The organism is Bacillus sp. OTU2372, from assembly GCF_038440275.1.
Lineage (GTDB): Bacteria > Bacillota > Bacilli > Bacillales > Cytobacillaceae > Neobacillus > Neobacillus bataviensis_B.
The window spans coordinates 1-16,433 of record NZ_JASATK010000022.1 but is presented as its reverse complement, the minus strand read 5'-3'; the positions used below and the strand labels follow the sequence as shown (position 1 = coordinate 16,433).

21 protein-coding genes are annotated in these 16,433 nt (G+C 35.6%); 8 read left to right on the top strand and 13 right to left on the bottom strand.

Going from position 1 to position 16,433, the window contains the following annotated elements; genetic code table 11:
* Nucleotides 1–13 precede the first annotated feature (13 nt).
* Nucleotides 14–682: a fructose-6-phosphate aldolase gene (fsa, locus tag AAHB15_RS24025; RefSeq protein ID WP_335573827.1), complete on the top strand. Its 669-nt coding sequence runs from the start codon at nucleotides 14–16 to the stop codon at nucleotides 680–682.
* A gap of 65 nt (nucleotides 683–747) precedes the next feature.
* Here the strand turns inward: fsa and AAHB15_RS24020 are convergent, their stop codons facing one another.
* The 3 genes from AAHB15_RS24020 to AAHB15_RS24010 are packed head-to-tail and all read right to left on the bottom strand — an operon-like array spanning nucleotide 748 to nucleotide 2,392.
* A complete protein-coding gene (locus AAHB15_RS24020; protein ID WP_335573828.1) occupies nucleotides 748–1,371 on the bottom strand; it encodes an FMN-binding negative transcriptional regulator in 624 nt (207 codons plus the stop codon).
* A 24-nt stretch (nucleotides 1,372–1,395) separates the two neighbouring features.
* Nucleotides 1,396–1,914 carry a GNAT family N-acetyltransferase gene (locus AAHB15_RS24015; protein WP_335573829.1) on the bottom strand — a complete coding sequence of 173 codons (519 nt, stop codon included), beginning with the start codon at nucleotides 1,912–1,914 and terminating at the stop codon, nucleotides 1,396–1,398.
* 25 nt (nucleotides 1,915–1,939) lie between these two features.
* Nucleotides 1,940–2,392, bottom strand: a complete 453-nt coding sequence (locus tag AAHB15_RS24010; protein WP_335573830.1) for a MarR family winged helix-turn-helix transcriptional regulator — start codon at nucleotides 2,390–2,392, stop codon at nucleotides 1,940–1,942.
* Between the two features lie 128 nt (nucleotides 2,393–2,520).
* On the opposite strand from AAHB15_RS24010, the gene AAHB15_RS24005 reads away from it, so the two are divergent.
* The 3 genes from AAHB15_RS24005 (at nucleotide 2,521) to AAHB15_RS23995 (ending at nucleotide 3,884) form a co-directional block, all read left to right on the top strand.
* Nucleotides 2,521–2,961: a GNAT family N-acetyltransferase gene (locus tag AAHB15_RS24005; RefSeq protein ID WP_335573831.1), complete on the top strand. Its 441-nt coding sequence runs from the start codon at nucleotides 2,521–2,523 to the stop codon at nucleotides 2,959–2,961.
* Nucleotides 2,961–3,623, top strand: coding sequence for a YczE/YyaS/YitT family protein (locus AAHB15_RS24000; protein ID WP_342043534.1), 663 nt, complete (start codon nucleotides 2,961–2,963; stop codon nucleotides 3,621–3,623). The genes AAHB15_RS24005 and AAHB15_RS24000 overlap by 1 nt, the downstream gene beginning before the upstream one ends.
* A gap of 114 nt (nucleotides 3,624–3,737) precedes the next feature.
* Nucleotides 3,738–3,884: a hypothetical protein gene (locus tag AAHB15_RS23995; protein WP_342043506.1), complete on the top strand. Its 147-nt coding sequence runs from the start codon at nucleotides 3,738–3,740 to the stop codon at nucleotides 3,882–3,884.
* A 6-nt stretch (nucleotides 3,885–3,890) separates the two neighbouring features.
* On the opposite strand, the gene AAHB15_RS23990 is transcribed toward AAHB15_RS23995, so the two are convergent.
* The 3 genes from AAHB15_RS23990 to AAHB15_RS23980 form a co-directional block, all read right to left on the bottom strand.
* Nucleotides 3,891–4,442: an NADPH-dependent FMN reductase gene (locus AAHB15_RS23990; protein ID WP_342043505.1), complete on the bottom strand. Its 552-nt coding sequence runs from the start codon at nucleotides 4,440–4,442 to the stop codon at nucleotides 3,891–3,893.
* 147 nt (nucleotides 4,443–4,589) lie between these two features.
* Entirely contained in the window at nucleotides 4,590–5,465 is an 876-nt protein-coding gene (locus AAHB15_RS23985; protein WP_342043504.1) for an SDR family oxidoreductase, read from the bottom strand.
* A 153-nt stretch (nucleotides 5,466–5,618) separates the two neighbouring features.
* Nucleotides 5,619–5,909, bottom strand: coding sequence for a hypothetical protein (locus tag AAHB15_RS23980; protein WP_335573835.1), 291 nt, complete (start codon nucleotides 5,907–5,909; stop codon nucleotides 5,619–5,621).
* A gap of 148 nt (nucleotides 5,910–6,057) precedes the next feature.
* Here AAHB15_RS23980 and AAHB15_RS23975 point away from each other — a divergent pair, with 148 nt between their 5' ends.
* Both AAHB15_RS23975 and AAHB15_RS23970 read left to right on the top strand, forming a co-directional pair.
* Nucleotides 6,058–6,447, top strand: a complete 390-nt coding sequence (locus AAHB15_RS23975) for a TetR/AcrR family transcriptional regulator (RefSeq protein WP_342043503.1) — start codon at nucleotides 6,058–6,060, stop codon at nucleotides 6,445–6,447.
* Nucleotides 6,448–6,498: 51 nt separating this feature from the next.
* Nucleotides 6,499–6,642 (top strand): hypothetical protein, encoded by a 144-nt coding sequence (locus AAHB15_RS23970; protein WP_342043502.1) that lies wholly within the window; start codon nucleotides 6,499–6,501, stop codon nucleotides 6,640–6,642.
* A 322-nt stretch (nucleotides 6,643–6,964) separates the two neighbouring features.
* On the opposite strand, the gene AAHB15_RS23965 is transcribed toward AAHB15_RS23970, so the two are convergent.
* A complete protein-coding gene (locus tag AAHB15_RS23965) occupies nucleotides 6,965–7,945 on the bottom strand; it encodes an aldo/keto reductase (RefSeq protein WP_335573837.1) in 981 nt (326 codons plus the stop codon).
* A 261-nt stretch (nucleotides 7,946–8,206) separates the two neighbouring features.
* On the opposite strand from AAHB15_RS23965, the gene AAHB15_RS23960 reads away from it, so the two are divergent.
* Entirely contained in the window at nucleotides 8,207–9,124 is a 918-nt protein-coding gene (locus AAHB15_RS23960) for an AraC family transcriptional regulator (RefSeq protein ID WP_335573838.1), read from the top strand.
* Nucleotides 9,125–9,261: 137 nt separating this feature from the next.
* Here the strand turns inward: AAHB15_RS23960 and AAHB15_RS23955 are convergent, their stop codons facing one another.
* From AAHB15_RS23955 to AAHB15_RS23930, 6 genes are all read right to left on the bottom strand, one after another.
* Nucleotides 9,262–9,726 (bottom strand): VOC family protein, encoded by a 465-nt coding sequence (locus AAHB15_RS23955; RefSeq protein WP_342043533.1) that lies wholly within the window; start codon nucleotides 9,724–9,726, stop codon nucleotides 9,262–9,264.
* A 267-nt stretch (nucleotides 9,727–9,993) separates the two neighbouring features.
* Nucleotides 9,994–10,521: a dihydrofolate reductase family protein gene (locus AAHB15_RS23950; protein WP_342043501.1), complete on the bottom strand. Its 528-nt coding sequence runs from the start codon at nucleotides 10,519–10,521 to the stop codon at nucleotides 9,994–9,996.
* Nucleotides 10,522–10,690: 169 nt separating this feature from the next.
* Nucleotides 10,691–11,272 carry a GNAT family N-acetyltransferase gene (locus AAHB15_RS23945; protein WP_342043500.1) on the bottom strand — a complete coding sequence of 194 codons (582 nt, stop codon included), beginning with the start codon at nucleotides 11,270–11,272 and terminating at the stop codon, nucleotides 10,691–10,693.
* 231 nt (nucleotides 11,273–11,503) lie between these two features.
* A complete protein-coding gene (locus AAHB15_RS23940) occupies nucleotides 11,504–12,799 on the bottom strand; it encodes an MFS transporter (protein WP_335573842.1) in 1,296 nt (431 codons plus the stop codon).
* A gap of 118 nt (nucleotides 12,800–12,917) precedes the next feature.
* A complete protein-coding gene (locus tag AAHB15_RS23935) occupies nucleotides 12,918–14,306 on the bottom strand; it encodes an aminotransferase-like domain-containing protein (RefSeq protein ID WP_342043499.1) in 1,389 nt (462 codons plus the stop codon).
* 522 nt (nucleotides 14,307–14,828) lie between these two features.
* The gene (locus AAHB15_RS23930) at nucleotides 14,829–15,188 is read right to left on the bottom strand and encodes a winged helix-turn-helix transcriptional regulator (protein ID WP_335573844.1); all 360 of its coding nucleotides are present in this window, start codon (nucleotides 15,186–15,188) and stop codon (nucleotides 14,829–14,831) included.
* A gap of 243 nt (nucleotides 15,189–15,431) precedes the next feature.
* Here AAHB15_RS23930 and AAHB15_RS23925 point away from each other — a divergent pair, with 243 nt between their 5' ends.
* Nucleotides 15,432–16,154, top strand: a complete 723-nt coding sequence (locus tag AAHB15_RS23925) for an NADPH-dependent F420 reductase (RefSeq protein WP_342043498.1) — start codon at nucleotides 15,432–15,434, stop codon at nucleotides 16,152–16,154.
* Nucleotides 16,155–16,433 lie beyond the last annotated feature (279 nt).

The following is a 16,433-nucleotide window of genomic DNA, read 5'->3' as shown; positions in this document are numbered from 1 at the left end:
GAGGAAATATACGATGAAATTATTTATTGATACTGCAAATCTTGTTGATATTAAAAAGGCATATAAAATTGGTGTTTTATCTGGTGTTACAACCAATCCTTCCCTAGTTGCTAAGGAAGGCGTAAAATTCGAAGACCGCATTGAAGAAATCTGCCAAGCAGTTACACAAGTAGAGTCTGTTTCCGCTGAAGTAACTCCAGAAGCCATTACAGCTGATGAAATGATTGCCCAAGCTGAAGAGCTTATTAAAATTAACGGTGGAGATGAGAAAATTACAATCAAGCTTCCTATGACTTTAGCTGGCTTAGAGGCTTGCCGTTATCTTGCTGATAAAGGTGTTAAAACAAATGTCACACTTATCTTTACAGTAAACCAAGCACTATTAGCAGCTCGTGCTGGTGCAACGTATGTATCTCCATTTTTAGGCCGCTTAGATGATATTTCCGAAGACGGTGTCCAATTAGTATCAAAAATAGCTGAATTGTTCCGCATTCATAATTTCGACACACAAATTATTGCAGCATCTGTTCGTCATCCGGATCATGTAACTCGTGTAGCAATGGCAGGTGCACATATTGCAACGATTCCATTTTCAGTCATTGAGCAAATTTCTAAACATCCACTTACTAATCAAGGAATCGAAAAATTTGCTGCTGATTGGGAAAATACTCTTAAAAACTAAGTTAAATGATAAACACGACAGGAATTCCCCTGTCGTGTTTTTATACCTAACTTTGTTATATAAATTTATTTGCGATTTTTTAATCTCTTTTCCATCAGTTCTGCTATTTGTTTGGAATTTAGATTTCCTTCATTTTGTAATTTATCAATTATGCTAATATAATCCGTTTCATTTCGGTTCTGACTTAATTTATATGCAGCTTGGATTTCTTCCACTTTTATCTTAAAACCAACAATACCTTTTAGTTGATTTTCTAATAGTTCAGGAGAAAGTTTATCCCATAAAACTGGATTTTCACGATTATGTTCATATTTTTCCAACATGCCTGTTAATTCTTCTATTAACTCATCTTTCTCTAAAATACTTGCTTTTCCATACATATGGATAGCTTGATAATTCCAAGTCGGAACATTTTCGTGTGAATACCAAGAAGAAGAAATGTAAGCGTTCGGTCCCTGAAACAACACAAGCACATCTTCACAGGTTTCAAATGTTCTCCACTGAGGATTTCCAAAAGCCATATGCCCAGTAATATAGTAATCATCACCTTTTTTAGTTAACCCCAAAGGCAAATGCGTGGCAATCGGTTTCCCTTGTTCTGTTGTAACAATCGTGCCAAAAGAGTTTTTTTGAACAAAATCCCAAATTTCATCAACATTTGTGACCTTAAAATATTTTGGAATATACATTATAACCCGCCTTTTAAAATAGGTTTAGTTTAGCGTTTTTGTCATTATAAAATCTATTTGTTCTTCATCTCCCATATAAAAAGAGTGAGCTCCAGTTTGAACAAACCCCATTTTCTTATAAAAGCCAATTGCATTTTCATTTTTTTCCCATACGCCTAGCCAGACTTTCTTTTTATTACGTTCCATGGCAATTTCCATCGCTTTATTTAGCAGATATTTACCAAGCCCATATTTTTGAAATTTGTTCTTTATATAAATCCTCTCGATTTCAAGTGATTCCTCACCCATTTCTTCAGACTGAGCATCATTGGTATTTACTTTTAAATATCCAGCGACTTCATTGTTAAAATAAACAAAAAAGAATACCGAAGATATATTGGATAATTCTTTTTCTAATTGTTTTAAGTTAAATGCCCTTTCCAAATAAGCGTTCATAGCTTCGGGTGAATTCTGATCCTTAAATGTCTCATTAAATGTTTCATAACTAATCTCTTGAAGTTTGCGTAGATCCTCAAGGTTACACTGTTTTATATTTATAGTCATTTAAATAAATCGCTCCTTTATGCAATTAATAATTTCTCTTGTTTCCCTTTTTTACAAATTCCCAGTCTATTTCTATATTTTTTCTAACTCTTTGGAGAAGAGTAAAAATGGTTTCTACTTCTTTTTCGGAAAATCCCTCTAATGCAACGTTATTGGAATACTCATTTTCTCTTTTTATAAAAGGATAAACATTTTTCCCTTTCTCTGTTGGAAAGAGCTTTTTTATTTTTTTGTTATGTTGATCGTCTTTCTTTTCAATAAATCCGTTCATTTCAAGCTTTTTGATAGCACGAGCTGCTGTTGTTCGGTCTACTTTTATCATCTCAGCTAACTTTTCTTGAATAATTCCTGGGTTTTCACATATTCGTACCAGATACAAATACTGCCCTTTTGTAAGGTCATATTCTTTAAATTCTATATTGCTTATAGAATCTAATGCCCTTGCTATCATTCCAATTTCTCGTAAAATTTCTTTCATGATTATCTCCTTAAGCCACTTTTTTTGTTGCATTTACTATAAAAGTGATATAAATTAAATTTAACCTAATTTCATTGCATTTGCAACAAAATTATTAAGATCACATTAATTTAAAAGGACTGAAATAAATGTATGCAAAAAGAATAACGATGGATGAAGAATTAAAGGCAGCATTTGCTATTCGGAAACAAGTATTTGTGAAGGAACAAGGTGTACCACTAGAAGATGAATTTGATCAATTTGATACACTGAATGGACTTTGCCAACACATATTAGTCCATTACAATGAACAAACAGTCGGTACGGGAAGGATCAGGTTTATTCATGGAGTAGGTAAATTGGAGAGAATCTGCATCCTTGAACCTTACCGTAAATTTGGGCTTGGAAAAATCATTATAAAAACGTTAGAAGAAATTGCAGAAGAACAGGGAGTATCCCAGGTTAAATTGCACGGACAAACACAAGCAGAGGGTTTTTATCAAAAACTTGGCTACCGGACTTCATCTAATATATTTATGGAAGATGGAATCCCACATATTTTAATGCTAAAAGAAATAACTACTAAGTGATGCAAAGATCGAGTATAACAAAATATCCACTTTATGTTTTAGGGATATTATTTTTAACCCTTGGTATTTCTTTTACTATACAATCAGAGCTTGGAACTTCACCTTTCGACGCACTTTTAGTAGGACTGTCCGTAAATGTTGGGCTTACAGTGGGAAGTTGGGAAATAATAATAGCTTTAATATTAATAGTTTGTAATTCATTATTAAAAAGACAACGACCAGAAGTTTTGGGGTTGTTAACAGCATTTATAACGGGTATTGGAATTGATATGTGGCTTTTTTTATTGCACAATTTGATAACACCTGAACTATGGTACAGCAAAGTGGTTTGTTTTGGAATTGGCTTACTTGTTATAGGATTAGGAACTGCAATATATCTACACACAAATTTTGCCCCAATTCCTATTGACCGTTTAACCTTAATCCTACAAGAATTGACTAAAACAAATATACTAATATCGCGAACATTCATTTACCTGGTATTCTTGATGATGGCAATAATATTCAATGGACCCATTGGCATTGGAACTTTATTAACCGTTTGTTTAGGGGGGCTAATACTTAATTACTTTATGCCACTTACTAAAAGAGTAATAGACCGCATATTAACACACTCTAGTACAGCACGAAATTATGATAAAGATAAAAATCATTCTTCATAGGATGGTTTTTGTTGTTCTTTTTTTCACTAACCTCCCTTGAAGAAGTTATGTAAATATCGTGCTAAAAGCAAGTAACCTTTAATAAAGAATTATTTGCTGCTAGAATTTTTTCTAATGATTCATACCTTTGCTTTTGGGAATTTGCTGCCTCAAATTAAGGCAACAGTAATGGTAACGATGGAACCAATGAACGAAAAAAAAGAATATCAGACACTTTATTTATTAGTGTCTGATATTCTGATTATTACATTCCACTATTAATTTTCACTATTTTCTCAAGGTTTTTAATGCACCGCTCCAAGCGTTAACTTGCTCAAGCATTAAATTGACATTATTAAGATGTAATTCAGCTGGTTTAAATGTTGTAAAGTTTTCAAAATCTGAAAATAAAGATAATGTTGGGTGAGCCTTCACATCCGCAATTAGTAATTCTCCACAGATTCCTCGTAAATGTTCAGCTGCACGAGCTCCACCAGCTCCCCCATAGCTAACGATACCTGCGGCTTTATTATTCCAGGCTTCACGAGCAAGGTCAAGTGCATTTTTCAATGCTCCAGTGATACTGTGATTGTATTCCTGAACAATAAATACGAATCCATCCAGGTTGAAAAGCTTTTCATTCCAAGCCGCTATTCCAGGTTCTGTTCCATCGGTTGTTCCTAAAAACGGCAATTGGAAATCGGCAATATCTACAATTTCATAATTTGCATCAGCTCGTTTGTCAGCAATTCCTTTTACCCATTCTCCAACCTGTGGACTAACTCGACCTTGACGAGTGCTTCCTAAGATAATTCCGATGTTTAATTTTTCATTTGTCATTATTTCTTCCTCCTTGATGGAATCTCCATTTAAAATTTTCTATAAAAACCTATTGTTTTGAATTAACTCTACGATTATCATAATCTCTAAGCTACATGGAAAAATAATAAGCATACTATTTCTATGTTTTGATAACTTAATTGCCTGTTAAGATATTTGGCTAATAATTTGGGTCAAAGCCTCTTTCATCGGTACGGCAGGACGTCCCAGCAGTTTTTCCAGATCGTCACTTTCAACCTCTAATCCACCTTCACGAATGCCCTTTTGTGTGTTACTAAGCATAGGAAGGAAGGCTTCCGGAACTCCTGCACCTTTCATAATCTCGGCATAAGTGTCATCATTAACCTGTTGAAAAGGAATCTCCTTCCCTAATATAGTTTCAATGATAGAGACTAATTCTTTATGTGTCATAAGTTTCCCGGAAAGTTCGTAAATCGTGTTCTCATGTCCGTTTCCAGTCAGCACGTTGGCAGTTGCCTCCGCAAAATCCTGCCTGAGCGCCCAACCTACTTTTCCCTCTCCGGTAGCCGTTATCCAGGGAGCACCCGCCATTGCTGCTTGTATACTTCCGATTTCATTTTCAAGATACCAGTTATTCCTCAAAAATGAATATGGCATACCTGTTTTGACAATAGCCTCTTCCGTAGCTTTATAAACTGGAGCAAGGAAAAAGTTGCTTTTCTCTGCATTAGGTGCACTGGTAAAAGCGATAAATTTAATTTTGGCGCGCTCGGCGGCAGCAACTGCATTGGCGTGTTGCCTCATTCTTATTTCATCGCCTCCAAGCCGCACTTCAGACGAGGATACAATTAACAACCTGTCGATTCCTGAAAAAGCAGCAACCAGTGTTTCCGGTTTATCAAAATCACCTTGACGGACTTCGACTCCGCCTGCTTTCAATCCTTCTGCTTTTTCCGGATTGCGAACACTAACGGCTACCTGCTCTGCCGGTACGGTTTTTAATAACGTCTCAACAACCTTTGACCCTAATTTTCCTGTTGCACCTGTAACTAATATTTTCATTTTCTTTTCCTCCAAAACTTTTTTATTCCCCAGATCACCTAGTTAGTTATAAATGAAATTTTTAAAATAAATAAAGAAATAATACAACAAAAGATAGAATGGCTAAGAATAGAATCATAGCCTTATCCTTAAAGGAATCTTTCGTTATTTAATTTAGGATAAAGCTCTGCGTACGATTGGTGCTACTTTGTTTGCCAGTAGATCAATTGCTTTTTCTACTCTGCCTAATGGCTGACCACCCATATCAAATTGTCCCATAAAGCGTGAATGTCCGAATAGCTCATGCTGATACAATATCTTTTCTGCTAGTTCTTCTGCACTACCAACTGCTAAAATTTGTCCTGCCGCTCTCTGTGGCATCAATTGCTCTGCTGTTTTATGGAAGTGCTTGTTTACAAGAATCTGACCCATTTGACCATTTACTCCCAAAATGGTTATTTTCATTTTCTTTACTCCAACATCTTTTGTTTAACCAACATTTGTTGTAGAGTTAATATAACAAGCTGAAAAACTTTAAACAACCGACAAAATATTAGATATATCGTTTACCCAACATATTGATAAAAATGTCTAAAAAATAGGAGGAATTTTTATGGAAAAACAAATCGACCCCCGCATACTCCGCACCCGTAAGCTCATCATGAATGCATTTATCGAGTTATCAATGAAAAAAGAATTTAAAAACATCACCATTAAAGATATTACAACTGCTGCTACTGTTAATCGTGCAACCTTTTATTCTCATTTCATTGACAAATATGACTTGCTTGAAAAGGTGTTAAGTGAAAGTGTTATGAGAGAAGTCATTCAAGAGGTAAGTACACATGAGGTAATTAATGAAGGAACCATTGAGGCTATTTTTTTATCCATTATTAAGTTCCAAAAATCTATAAGTAACCAATGTCGACGAAGTTACGAGACATTTACACCCCAAATAGAAACGATTTTTAAAAAGGAACTTCAAGACTTTTTTTCAGAGTAGGCACAAAAGCAATGGCCTAACCAAAATAAAACTGAAGTAGAGGCCTTTGCGGTGATGTTAAGCTGGGCACTTTATGGAGCTGCGATGCATTGGATGAAAAATCAAACGACACAACCAGAAGAATACGTAAAGCAATTAATGGATTTCATAAAAAATAGAATAAACATAGATAAAGAAAATGTTAATTTAATTTAGATTTAAAACTGACCTCATCAATTCTCCAAATATAATAGAGCCTGTTTTTTCATATAAAAAACAGGCTCATAAGAGTGTCTTGGATTATATCCACCTTCAACTCCCCTCCCTTATTTCAATAAAAACAGGGCTGCCGAAGCAACCCTTTGTTTCACATAATTCACCCTTTAGTTTATATGCAATCACAATCATTCCTTGGGATTAATAAAAATGGGCGACCTTCATGTGGAAGAATCGCCCTTTATCGAACTTTAGGAGGAACATTCACTTTACCTTTTCTATAGCTTTACTACTAACTTCTTCATAACTGAATAATCTTCCATTAATTATGTCCAACGATTGGGTGTGGTACATATGGCTCTTCTAGATATTCAATGTCCTCATTTGTTAACTTAATGCTTAGAGCACCTAAGGCATCTTCGAGATGAGAAATTTTTGTAGCTCCAATAATGGGAGATGATACTGGTTCTTTCTGTAACAACCAGGCAAGTGCGATATGGATACGTGGAACACCATATTTTTCTGCGATGGCTGCAACTCGTTCTACAACCAATCGATCAGCAGCAGCGGTCGCATCATATTTAGATTTTTGAATTTGATCCGTTTCTGAACGATACGTTGTTTCCGACCAATCACGCGTCAATCTCCCCGATGCAAGTGGGCTATACGGTGTTACACCAATTCCTTCTTCCTTACAAAGTGGCAGCATTTCTCGCTCCTCTTCACGGTAAATGAGGTTTAAATGATTCTGCATTGATACAAACTTTGTCCATCCATTTTTGTCCGCTACGTGTAATGCCTTTTGGAATTGCCAAGCATACATGGCAGAAGCGCCAATGTATCTTGCCTTTCCAGCCTTCACAATATCATGCAATGCTTCCATCATTTCTTCAATAGGAGTATTGTAATCCCAGCGGTGGATGATATAAAGGTCTACATAATCAGTTTCCAACCTCTTAAGACTTTTATCGATTTCACTCATAATTGCTTTTCGGGAAAGCCCAGATCCGTTTGGACCCGCATGCATTTGCCCGTGTACTTTAGTTGCTATTACAACTTCATCACGATTCGCATATTCTTTAAGAGCTCGCCCAAGGTATTCCTCACTTGTCCCCAGAGAGTACACATTTGCTGTATCAAAAAAGTTAATTCCCAATTCGAGTGCTTTTTTTATAACGAGGCGAGAGTCCTCTTCATTAAGTACCCATTGATGAATCCATTTGCTAGCGTCCCCAAAACCCATACACCCCAGACATAGCCGAGATACATCTAAGCCTGTGTTACCAAGTTTTACATATTCCATGTTAATCACCCTCACAAACTTTCTAATTAAATTAATTAATTTTATATTTCTAAAATGGTCTTCTCGTTTGCTTTCCTTGAAAAATGAACTTTTATATTGGTGCTTAAATTCAATACATCGGACTATATATATTATGCAACAATTTAAAGTGCAATGGTTATCTCATTCCTATCAAGTTTTTGCCTAATCCTATCAAAGGCATTTACATAATCGACAAATATAAGATAGAATGTAACCATCATTGATGCAGGAGAATCCCATATGTCAGCAGAAATCTACAAACAGCAGCATGAACTTGCCAAACTCATTGAACGTTATTCAAAGCAGGACGGGGTTCATCCTACTGCTATCCCCTCGTTATTTTTAATCCGTGAGTCGATTGTTACCGAACCAATTGCAAGAGTGAACGAAACATCCTTTTGCATTATCGTCCAAGGGGAGAAGGAAGTATTGTTAGCAGAGGAACGCTTTAGGTACGGTCCCACTAAATACATTGTTGCATCCGTTGACTTGCCGGTTACCGGGCATGTTATTAAAGCCTCTTCAGACATTCCGTATTTAGCTCTCAAACTTGAATTTACACCGAATCAAATTTTAGAGGTTTTAAGTGATTCAGATATTCGAGTAGGACAGAAAAAAAATGCCAAACGTGCTATGTTTGTTAGCAAAGTAGAGGCGTCTCTGTTGGATGCTGTATTTAGATTAGCCTGGTTGCTAGAAAATCCCAAACATATACCGGTACTAGCTCCTTTATTCACGAAGGAAATTCTCTATTGGATTCTACAAGGTCCTCATGGTGAGTCTCTGGAACAAATGGCGATTAAGGGTAGCAACGGCCAGCGAATAAGAGATGTTATTGAACATATCATCAAAAACTATGACCGCTCTTTTAAAATCGAGGAGCTTGCAGAAATAGCGAATATGAGTGCTGCTTCTCTTCATCGGCACTTTAAAGAGGTTACAGCTATGAGCCCTATTCAGTTCCAAAAACAATTGAGACTTCAAGAAGCTAGGCGCATGCTTTTAGCCGATTCAACAGATATCGCTGATGTCGCATTTCAGGTAGGCTACGAAAGCCAATCACAATTCAGTCGTGAATATTCCCGCATGTTTGGTTGTCCACCAAGAGATGATCTAAATCGCATGAGGGAGAAATCAGACCAAAGGATAGACGCATAGATAATTATAGAAAAAGCCAATCTTCACTTGGAAAATAGGCTTTTTGGTATTTATCTAATAAGTTGTTTTGGAGGACTCTACATGTTGTCTTTTTAAAGTACATTTCTTCCCAATCTCAAGAAAAGAGGGCTTGATTATTATAATTTATTATTAACTAAATGCTCCCAGTCCTCAAATGACAACTTTTTCGTAATATGTTTTAATTCATTTGGAACGTCAACGTAGCACATTAATTCTAAACTATTTCCATCTGGGTCAGCAAAGTAAACCGAAGCATTTTCTTGATTTGGTCTCACAAAAGGCTTAATCGATGTTCTCCTTTCAAAAGGAACAGGTTCAACTTGGATGGATTCAAGCCATTTTAATGACTCTTTTAAATCCTGATATGTGACTCGAAAAGCAATATGCCTTAAAGAAGGATGGTAAGGAGTTTGGTACTCCTTTCCTTCCCACAACCCCAACCAACTTTTTCTTTCTTCTATCCAAAAGAATGCAGTGTCTTTATCACGCCAAGCTAATTCCAAACCTAATTTTTGGTAAAATCCAATTGAAACTTCTAAATTTTTCACAGGTAAATGTGCTTCATAAAGCCCCTTTATCATTTCTCCCATCCCCTATATTATAGAAATTATGTATTTTAAATTTTATTTTAAAAGGATATCTTCTTCAATAATCCTGCCATTTAGTTCAATAAGAAAAGGTGTTTACCATTTATTTAGCAACCACCTCCTGTCTTTCTATTCAATAAAGTCTACCTCATTTTCCCGACACCATTCAATCGGAATTTGTTTAAAACACTCGTCCCGTAATGTATAGCATTTGTGAAAAGGAAAATTTCCCCTTACTAAAAAAGGGAAAGATGATGAAAATTATTTTTTTATATAATGAAGCATAGCAAGGTGGCCTAATTTTTCTACTTTCGTTAATGTGTATTTTAGAGTAATATCATTTCCGGTATAAAGGGAGATTCCTTTCCCTAAAATAATCGGTGCAATGGCTAGTTGGATTTCATCAATTAAATTTTCTTTAAGAAATTGACGAGCTAAAATTCCTCCACCAATTAACCATATATCTTTACCAGGATTTTGTTTTATATTTTTAATGAAAGTTTTGACTTCTTCATCAATAAATGAAGCGTATTCATCTGATCCACTAACAGATTTAGAAAATACATAATTTTTATAAGCACTATAAGGATAGTCCATATCAAATCCACGAATGACATCATAAGTTCCTTTTCCCATAACAACAGTGTCAATTCTTTCAAGGAGTGAATTAAAGCCAGAATCTCCTTCTACTTCTGTGGATTCTAACCATTCTAATGTACCATCATTATTTGCAATATAGCCATCAATTGAAGTACCAATGTATAAAATAATGTTACGCTGTTTTTTCATTTGAATCTCCTTACCCTTGTTTGAGATGATCGTATCAGTATACTGATTAACTAAGACAAAAAAGACTTTTAAGCATCATAATGTAAATTAATATGTTATGCGACTAACGTACCTTTAGTTTAATTACATTGGTTCACAAACAATAGGTTTCTCTCTCAAATTACATCTGTTATTGAGGAATTTCTAATATATTTTCTAAATTTTTCTTGACAGACACCCAATCACTTTCAATTACACTGTAAAATACAGAATTACGGAAGGTTCCATCCTTACGAATCATATGATTTCTTAAAATTCCTTCTTTTTTTCCACCTATTTTTTCTATCGCTTTTTGCGACCTAACATTTCGTTCATCGGTTTTAAATTGCACTCGTATAAGTTTCAATGTTTCAAAGCAATATTTTAATAACAAGTATTTACATTCTGTGTTAATATGTGTTCCCCATACAGATGGAGAATACCAAGTCCACCCGATTTCCAGACTTTTATTTGGATTTGAAATATCGAGGAATCGTGTGGTACCAATAATTTTATCATTATCACAACGTAAAACAACGATTGGAAATTCTATTCCCGTTTCTTTCTTGTATAACGCTTCTTCTACAAAAGACTTCATTTCATTATATGTATAAATAGCTTTTGGTAAGTGACTCCAAATAATTTTATCAATTCCAATTTCAGTTAAACCCTGTATATGATTCTTTTCCATTGGAACAATTCGAACTTTCTCTCCTTCCAATTCATCAAACATAATGTTCGTTTCCCCCATTCTCCCACTAATTTTAAACATAATATTAACACAATTCTCTAAAAATTAATGAAATTCGTGCATATACTAACCTGCCACGATAGTTTAGTTACAACTTTTCACAATCTTTCTTATGGAAAAAGAAAAAAAGTCGACCTTCTTCTTGAAGTATCGACCCCATTTAGTTTCAAAAGTATTTCCCCCAAGCAAACTGTTTTCGTAGAACAATCTGGCTTATTTTTTACCTCCACGAGACCATATCACCACTGGAATTAATAATAAGGATAAAATCCCTCCAGTTAATGATAATGTTAGATAACTTGAACCTGCTACAATCATACCAGACAAAGCTCCCCCAGCAGCTCCTGATAATGCAATCAAAACATCCACTGTACCTTGAGTTCTAGCCCGTGTGGAAGATTCAGTTGAATCAACAATAAGTGCAGTCCCACTTATCAAACCAAAATTCCATCCTAATCCAAGTAGGGAAAGAGCAATTATTAGAAGAACCATAGAATCTCCTGGTGCAAATGCTGCTATTAAACCTGCCAGTAGCAACGTAGTTCCAGAAGCAATAGCCATCGCAGTACGCCCCAACTTATCAACAAGAACACCTGTAACCAATGAAGGGAGATACATGGCACCTATATGAAAACCAATAACAAGACCTACTGCACCCAAGCCATGTCCATGATGTCTCATATGAACTGGTGTCATTGTCATAATAGCTACCATTACAATTTGAGTTAGAACCATAATCGTTGCTCCAACGATTATTCCTCTTTTGTTTTCTGTATGTTCAGTTGTTGCCAATTGTCCTTTATCACTAACTTCTTGGTTGGTCGCTTCTATCGTTCTTGCTATAACTAACGGATCTGGACGGAGCATTATGAAAAGGACAACACCTGCTAAGATATATGCTGCTGCTGCTAAAATGAAAGGACCAGCAAGTGATGGAACACTAATAGAACGAGCGAAATTCCCCATCACATTCACTAAATTTGGACCTGCAACTGCACCAAATGTTGTAAAAACCATCGTAATACTAATAGCAGTCGCCCGTTGTTTACTGTTCGCTAAGTCCGTACCTGCATAACGAGCTTGTAAATTTGTTGCTGACCCTGCACCATAAACAAGTAGGGAAGTAAATAACAGGAATACACTATTTATTATTGCTGCCATTATGACTCCTATTGCTCCAAGTCCACCAATCATAAAACCAGCTGATAGACCTGTACGACGACCAAACGCCTGCGAAAGTCTCCCAACAAATAATGCAGCTCCTGCTGACCCTAAAGTTAATAAAGCTGAAGGAATTCCAGCAAACGCATCAGTACCGAGCATTTGCTGTGCAAGAAGTGCCCCCACAGTAACTCCTGCTGCTAACCCTGCACCACCAAAAACTTGTGAAATACTTACAACGGATAATGTTCGCTTGTATAACGTTTTTTGTTTTTCTGAAGAACGAATATAGCTTTGTAACGAAGCTGTTTGGACGTCTAACGCTTTTACACTATCTTTTTGTAACATAAACTAACCTACCTTTCTAGAAACCTAATTCTATTTCTAATAAACTCCCAACTAGATTTGAATCATCATAACACGCACAAAAAAACCATACAATACTATAATTGTATGGCAAACAATATTAGGTCTGATCGTTTAGCAAACGTTTAAGGATCATCAATCCTTGCTCAAGCTCTTCCAGCGTTTTTGGTGCACAGACAGAAACCCTTACAGCCCTTTCTGGGCATCTATTTCCAACGACAAAACGTTCAGCTGCATACACTTGCACTCCCTGTTGTGCGGCTAACGTTTCAAATTCAGCACCTGTAATCTTGCCTGGTAATAACAACCAACGAAAGATGCCTGTTTCTACACCTAAACAGGTATAATCTGCTAAATATCGATTTACGATTTGGTTTCTGCGAATGGTTTGTTCCCGATGACCCTCAATTAACACTTCAAATTGATTCGATACAATCGTACGTGCTGTGAGTTCTGCTAATAGCGGAGAAACTGTTATATTTAAATTATAAAGTGCCTTTGAAATTGGCTCCTTAAATTGACTTGGCACTGCTACATAGGCTAGTCGTAACCCTGGTGCTAATGACTTCGATAAACTTGCAATATAGATGACCTGTTCTGGTGCAAATGATGCGATTGCTGGAAGTGGTTTTTTGTTGAGAAGATGATACGATGCATCTTCAATAACGAACTGTTTATACTTTTTCGCAATTGCTGCAATCATTTTTCGATTCTCAACAGACATAAAGGAAGCTGTCGGATTATGATAATCTGGGATTAAGTAAATACCTTTAATATTGTCATTTTTACACGCATATTCAAAGGACGTCGGACTCATTTCATAGTTCTCTGATTTTATCGGTACTATTTGCACACTAAGCATTGCTGCAACAGTTTTTAAGCCAGGGTAGGTATGATGGTCAACACCAATGCGATCTCCAGGCTTACAAAGACTTGCCAATGTAGCAGCAATCGCATTTTGACCCCCATTCGCAAATAAAATGTGATCCACGGTTGTTTCAAACCCACCTCTTCGGATTAGCTTTATAGCTGCATCCTTTTGCCAAAGGCTTTCGCCTGCCCGACCATAACCAAACCATTTTTCATAATCTGTCTCATGCAGCATACTTTTTAGTTGGAGTAGCAATGGCTCGTAAGAAGCATTATCTGGTAGTGTTGCTCCCATTTCAATTAAATGCTTCGGCATTGTATCTTCAAGTAAATACGCATTCGATAACGCATCATACGATACGAATGTTCCACTTCCAACAGATGCACTTAGCAGGCCCTTTAACTCACACACTTTAAAAGCTTTTGAAATGGTACTCAAATTTAAATCCAAATAATCAGCCAGTTCTCTCTGTGGAGGAAGTTTTGTTCCAGGTAATAAAACTCCGTTTAGTATATCCTGTTCCAATTGCCCAGCAAGTGTTTGATAAATAGGCTTTTTAGTTTTATCAATCGATGGCTTCCAGCTCATCGGAGAGTTTTCAAAAGAATTAATCGGCATGATACGTATCCTTTTTCACACAATTAATGATTGTGCGGTTTATAAAACAATTATAATTTTCTTTAGTATTATGCCTTTTAGAAAAAAAACCACGCCAAGCAAGACAGCGATTTCTTCACCTCTTGCATCGGTAAGTAAAAAAGGTTATTTAGTTTCACGTTATTATCGGACACCTTAAAAAATTCATTCTATTTCTTTAGCGTAATCAGTTTCAATTTCCTTACACAATTCAGGGAATTGCTGCTTAAAGGATTTTACTATCTTTGTGATTTTACTGAATGCATACTTTTCTACTTCGTCATATGGAATCCATATTTTTCTATTCTGAATCTGTTGATATAGAGACGAAATAACTGAATCGCGGTGATTAGGGGGTAGTTTATTTGTTATGCAACTTTCTTTCATCTTATCGAGGTAGAGTTTACAAAGTTCTGTTGCGATCCATTCCTTTTGACTATTTTTTAATTAAGTACAACACTTCACAATATCGGCCCAATTAATAAAAAATATCATTTTATTATTTCACTCAGGTTTCTCCCCGAATTTTTTGCCGAAATTCTCCATCATATCAAGTATTGGGATAAATTCAAGCCCTTTAATTGTTAATGAATATTCAACACGTGGAGGTACCTCAGGAAAAACCTCTCGTTTAATTAATCCATCTGTTTCTAATTCTCTCAACTGTTTTGTAAGAGAACCTTGTGAAATGTCCCATAAAAAAGTTTTAATTTCGCTATAACGACGTTCTTTTGTTTTTAAAAACCAAAGAATAAGATACTTCCAGCGTCCTGATAGCATATTTTGGGTATACGCAATACCATAAACGTCTCTTTGCTCCTTAATAAACTCTTTTTCAAATCCATCCTTGCATATTCTAGCCATACTTACATTCCTTTTCTTCTATAAAGTACAAAAAAGTGTACTATATCATTTTTTATTGCCTACTTTAAAAGTAAGAGTAATGAATTTATTATATTATTTATACCCAAAACACTCAATTACATCTCACTTACCTCAATGCTTGCAAAAAAAGGAATGTTGACAATTTCGTGTTGAGGCAATTGGAAAATTCCATAGCTGAAATTGAATTATAATCGAACAAAATTATATTTAGGAGGAACAATAATGAGATTTGGAATTATAGGTGCAGGACCAATAGGGACAATTATTTCTAAAAAATTAGTTAAGAATGGACATGATGTCAAAATTGCAGATGCTCGAGGAATTAAACGTTTAGGAGGAAAAGAAATTGCTGGAACACCTGTGAGTGTAGAAGATGTAATAACAAATATTGATGTTCTTATAATATCTATCCCTTTTCATGTAATGCCAAGCATTCGTAACATTGTAGAAAAAGCTGGAGATGAAGTAATCGCTGTAGACACTTCAAATTATTATCCTTTTAGAGACAATAAAATTGAAGACATTGAGAACGGGATGGTTGAAAGTGTTTGGGTTTCAAATCAATTAGGTAGACCTATCATTAAAGCTTTCAACAATCAATTAGCTTATACTTTAGAAAATAAAGGAACCCCCGAAGGTACTAGTGGTCGCATCGCCATGGCGATTGCTGGTAATGAACTATCACAAAAACAAATAATCATGGACGTAGTAAACGAACTAGGCTTCGACGCAGTAGATAGTGGTTCTCTATGTGATTCGTGGAGACAACAGCCAGGAACTCCTGCATACTGTACAGAACTAACAAAAGAGGAACTAACGGAAGCATTGAAAAAGGCAAATAATGAAAAAGCCCCATTCCTACGGGATAAGGCAATGGAGATGTTTTCAGCTGGATTTTCACATAAAGATATTGTTTATCTAAACAGAGAAACATATAATTCATAATTCAAGAAACCCATATTGATCATTTCTCTGGTATTTAATTTTAAATTAAATAGAAGACATAGGAAATTTGGAACCAAAAATAGTGATCATAATAACTTTGATCACTATTTTTGCATATTTTAAATCTCTCTGTTCATCCACCTTGGATGTAACACTTTAAAAAATTTAGACGTTGTTAACAATTTTCATCGCCGTAAAAAAATTGTATTGTTTTACACTAGTCGAATAAGAAAAAGCTGCTGCAGCAGCCAATATTCATAAATTCAAGCACCCTTCAGT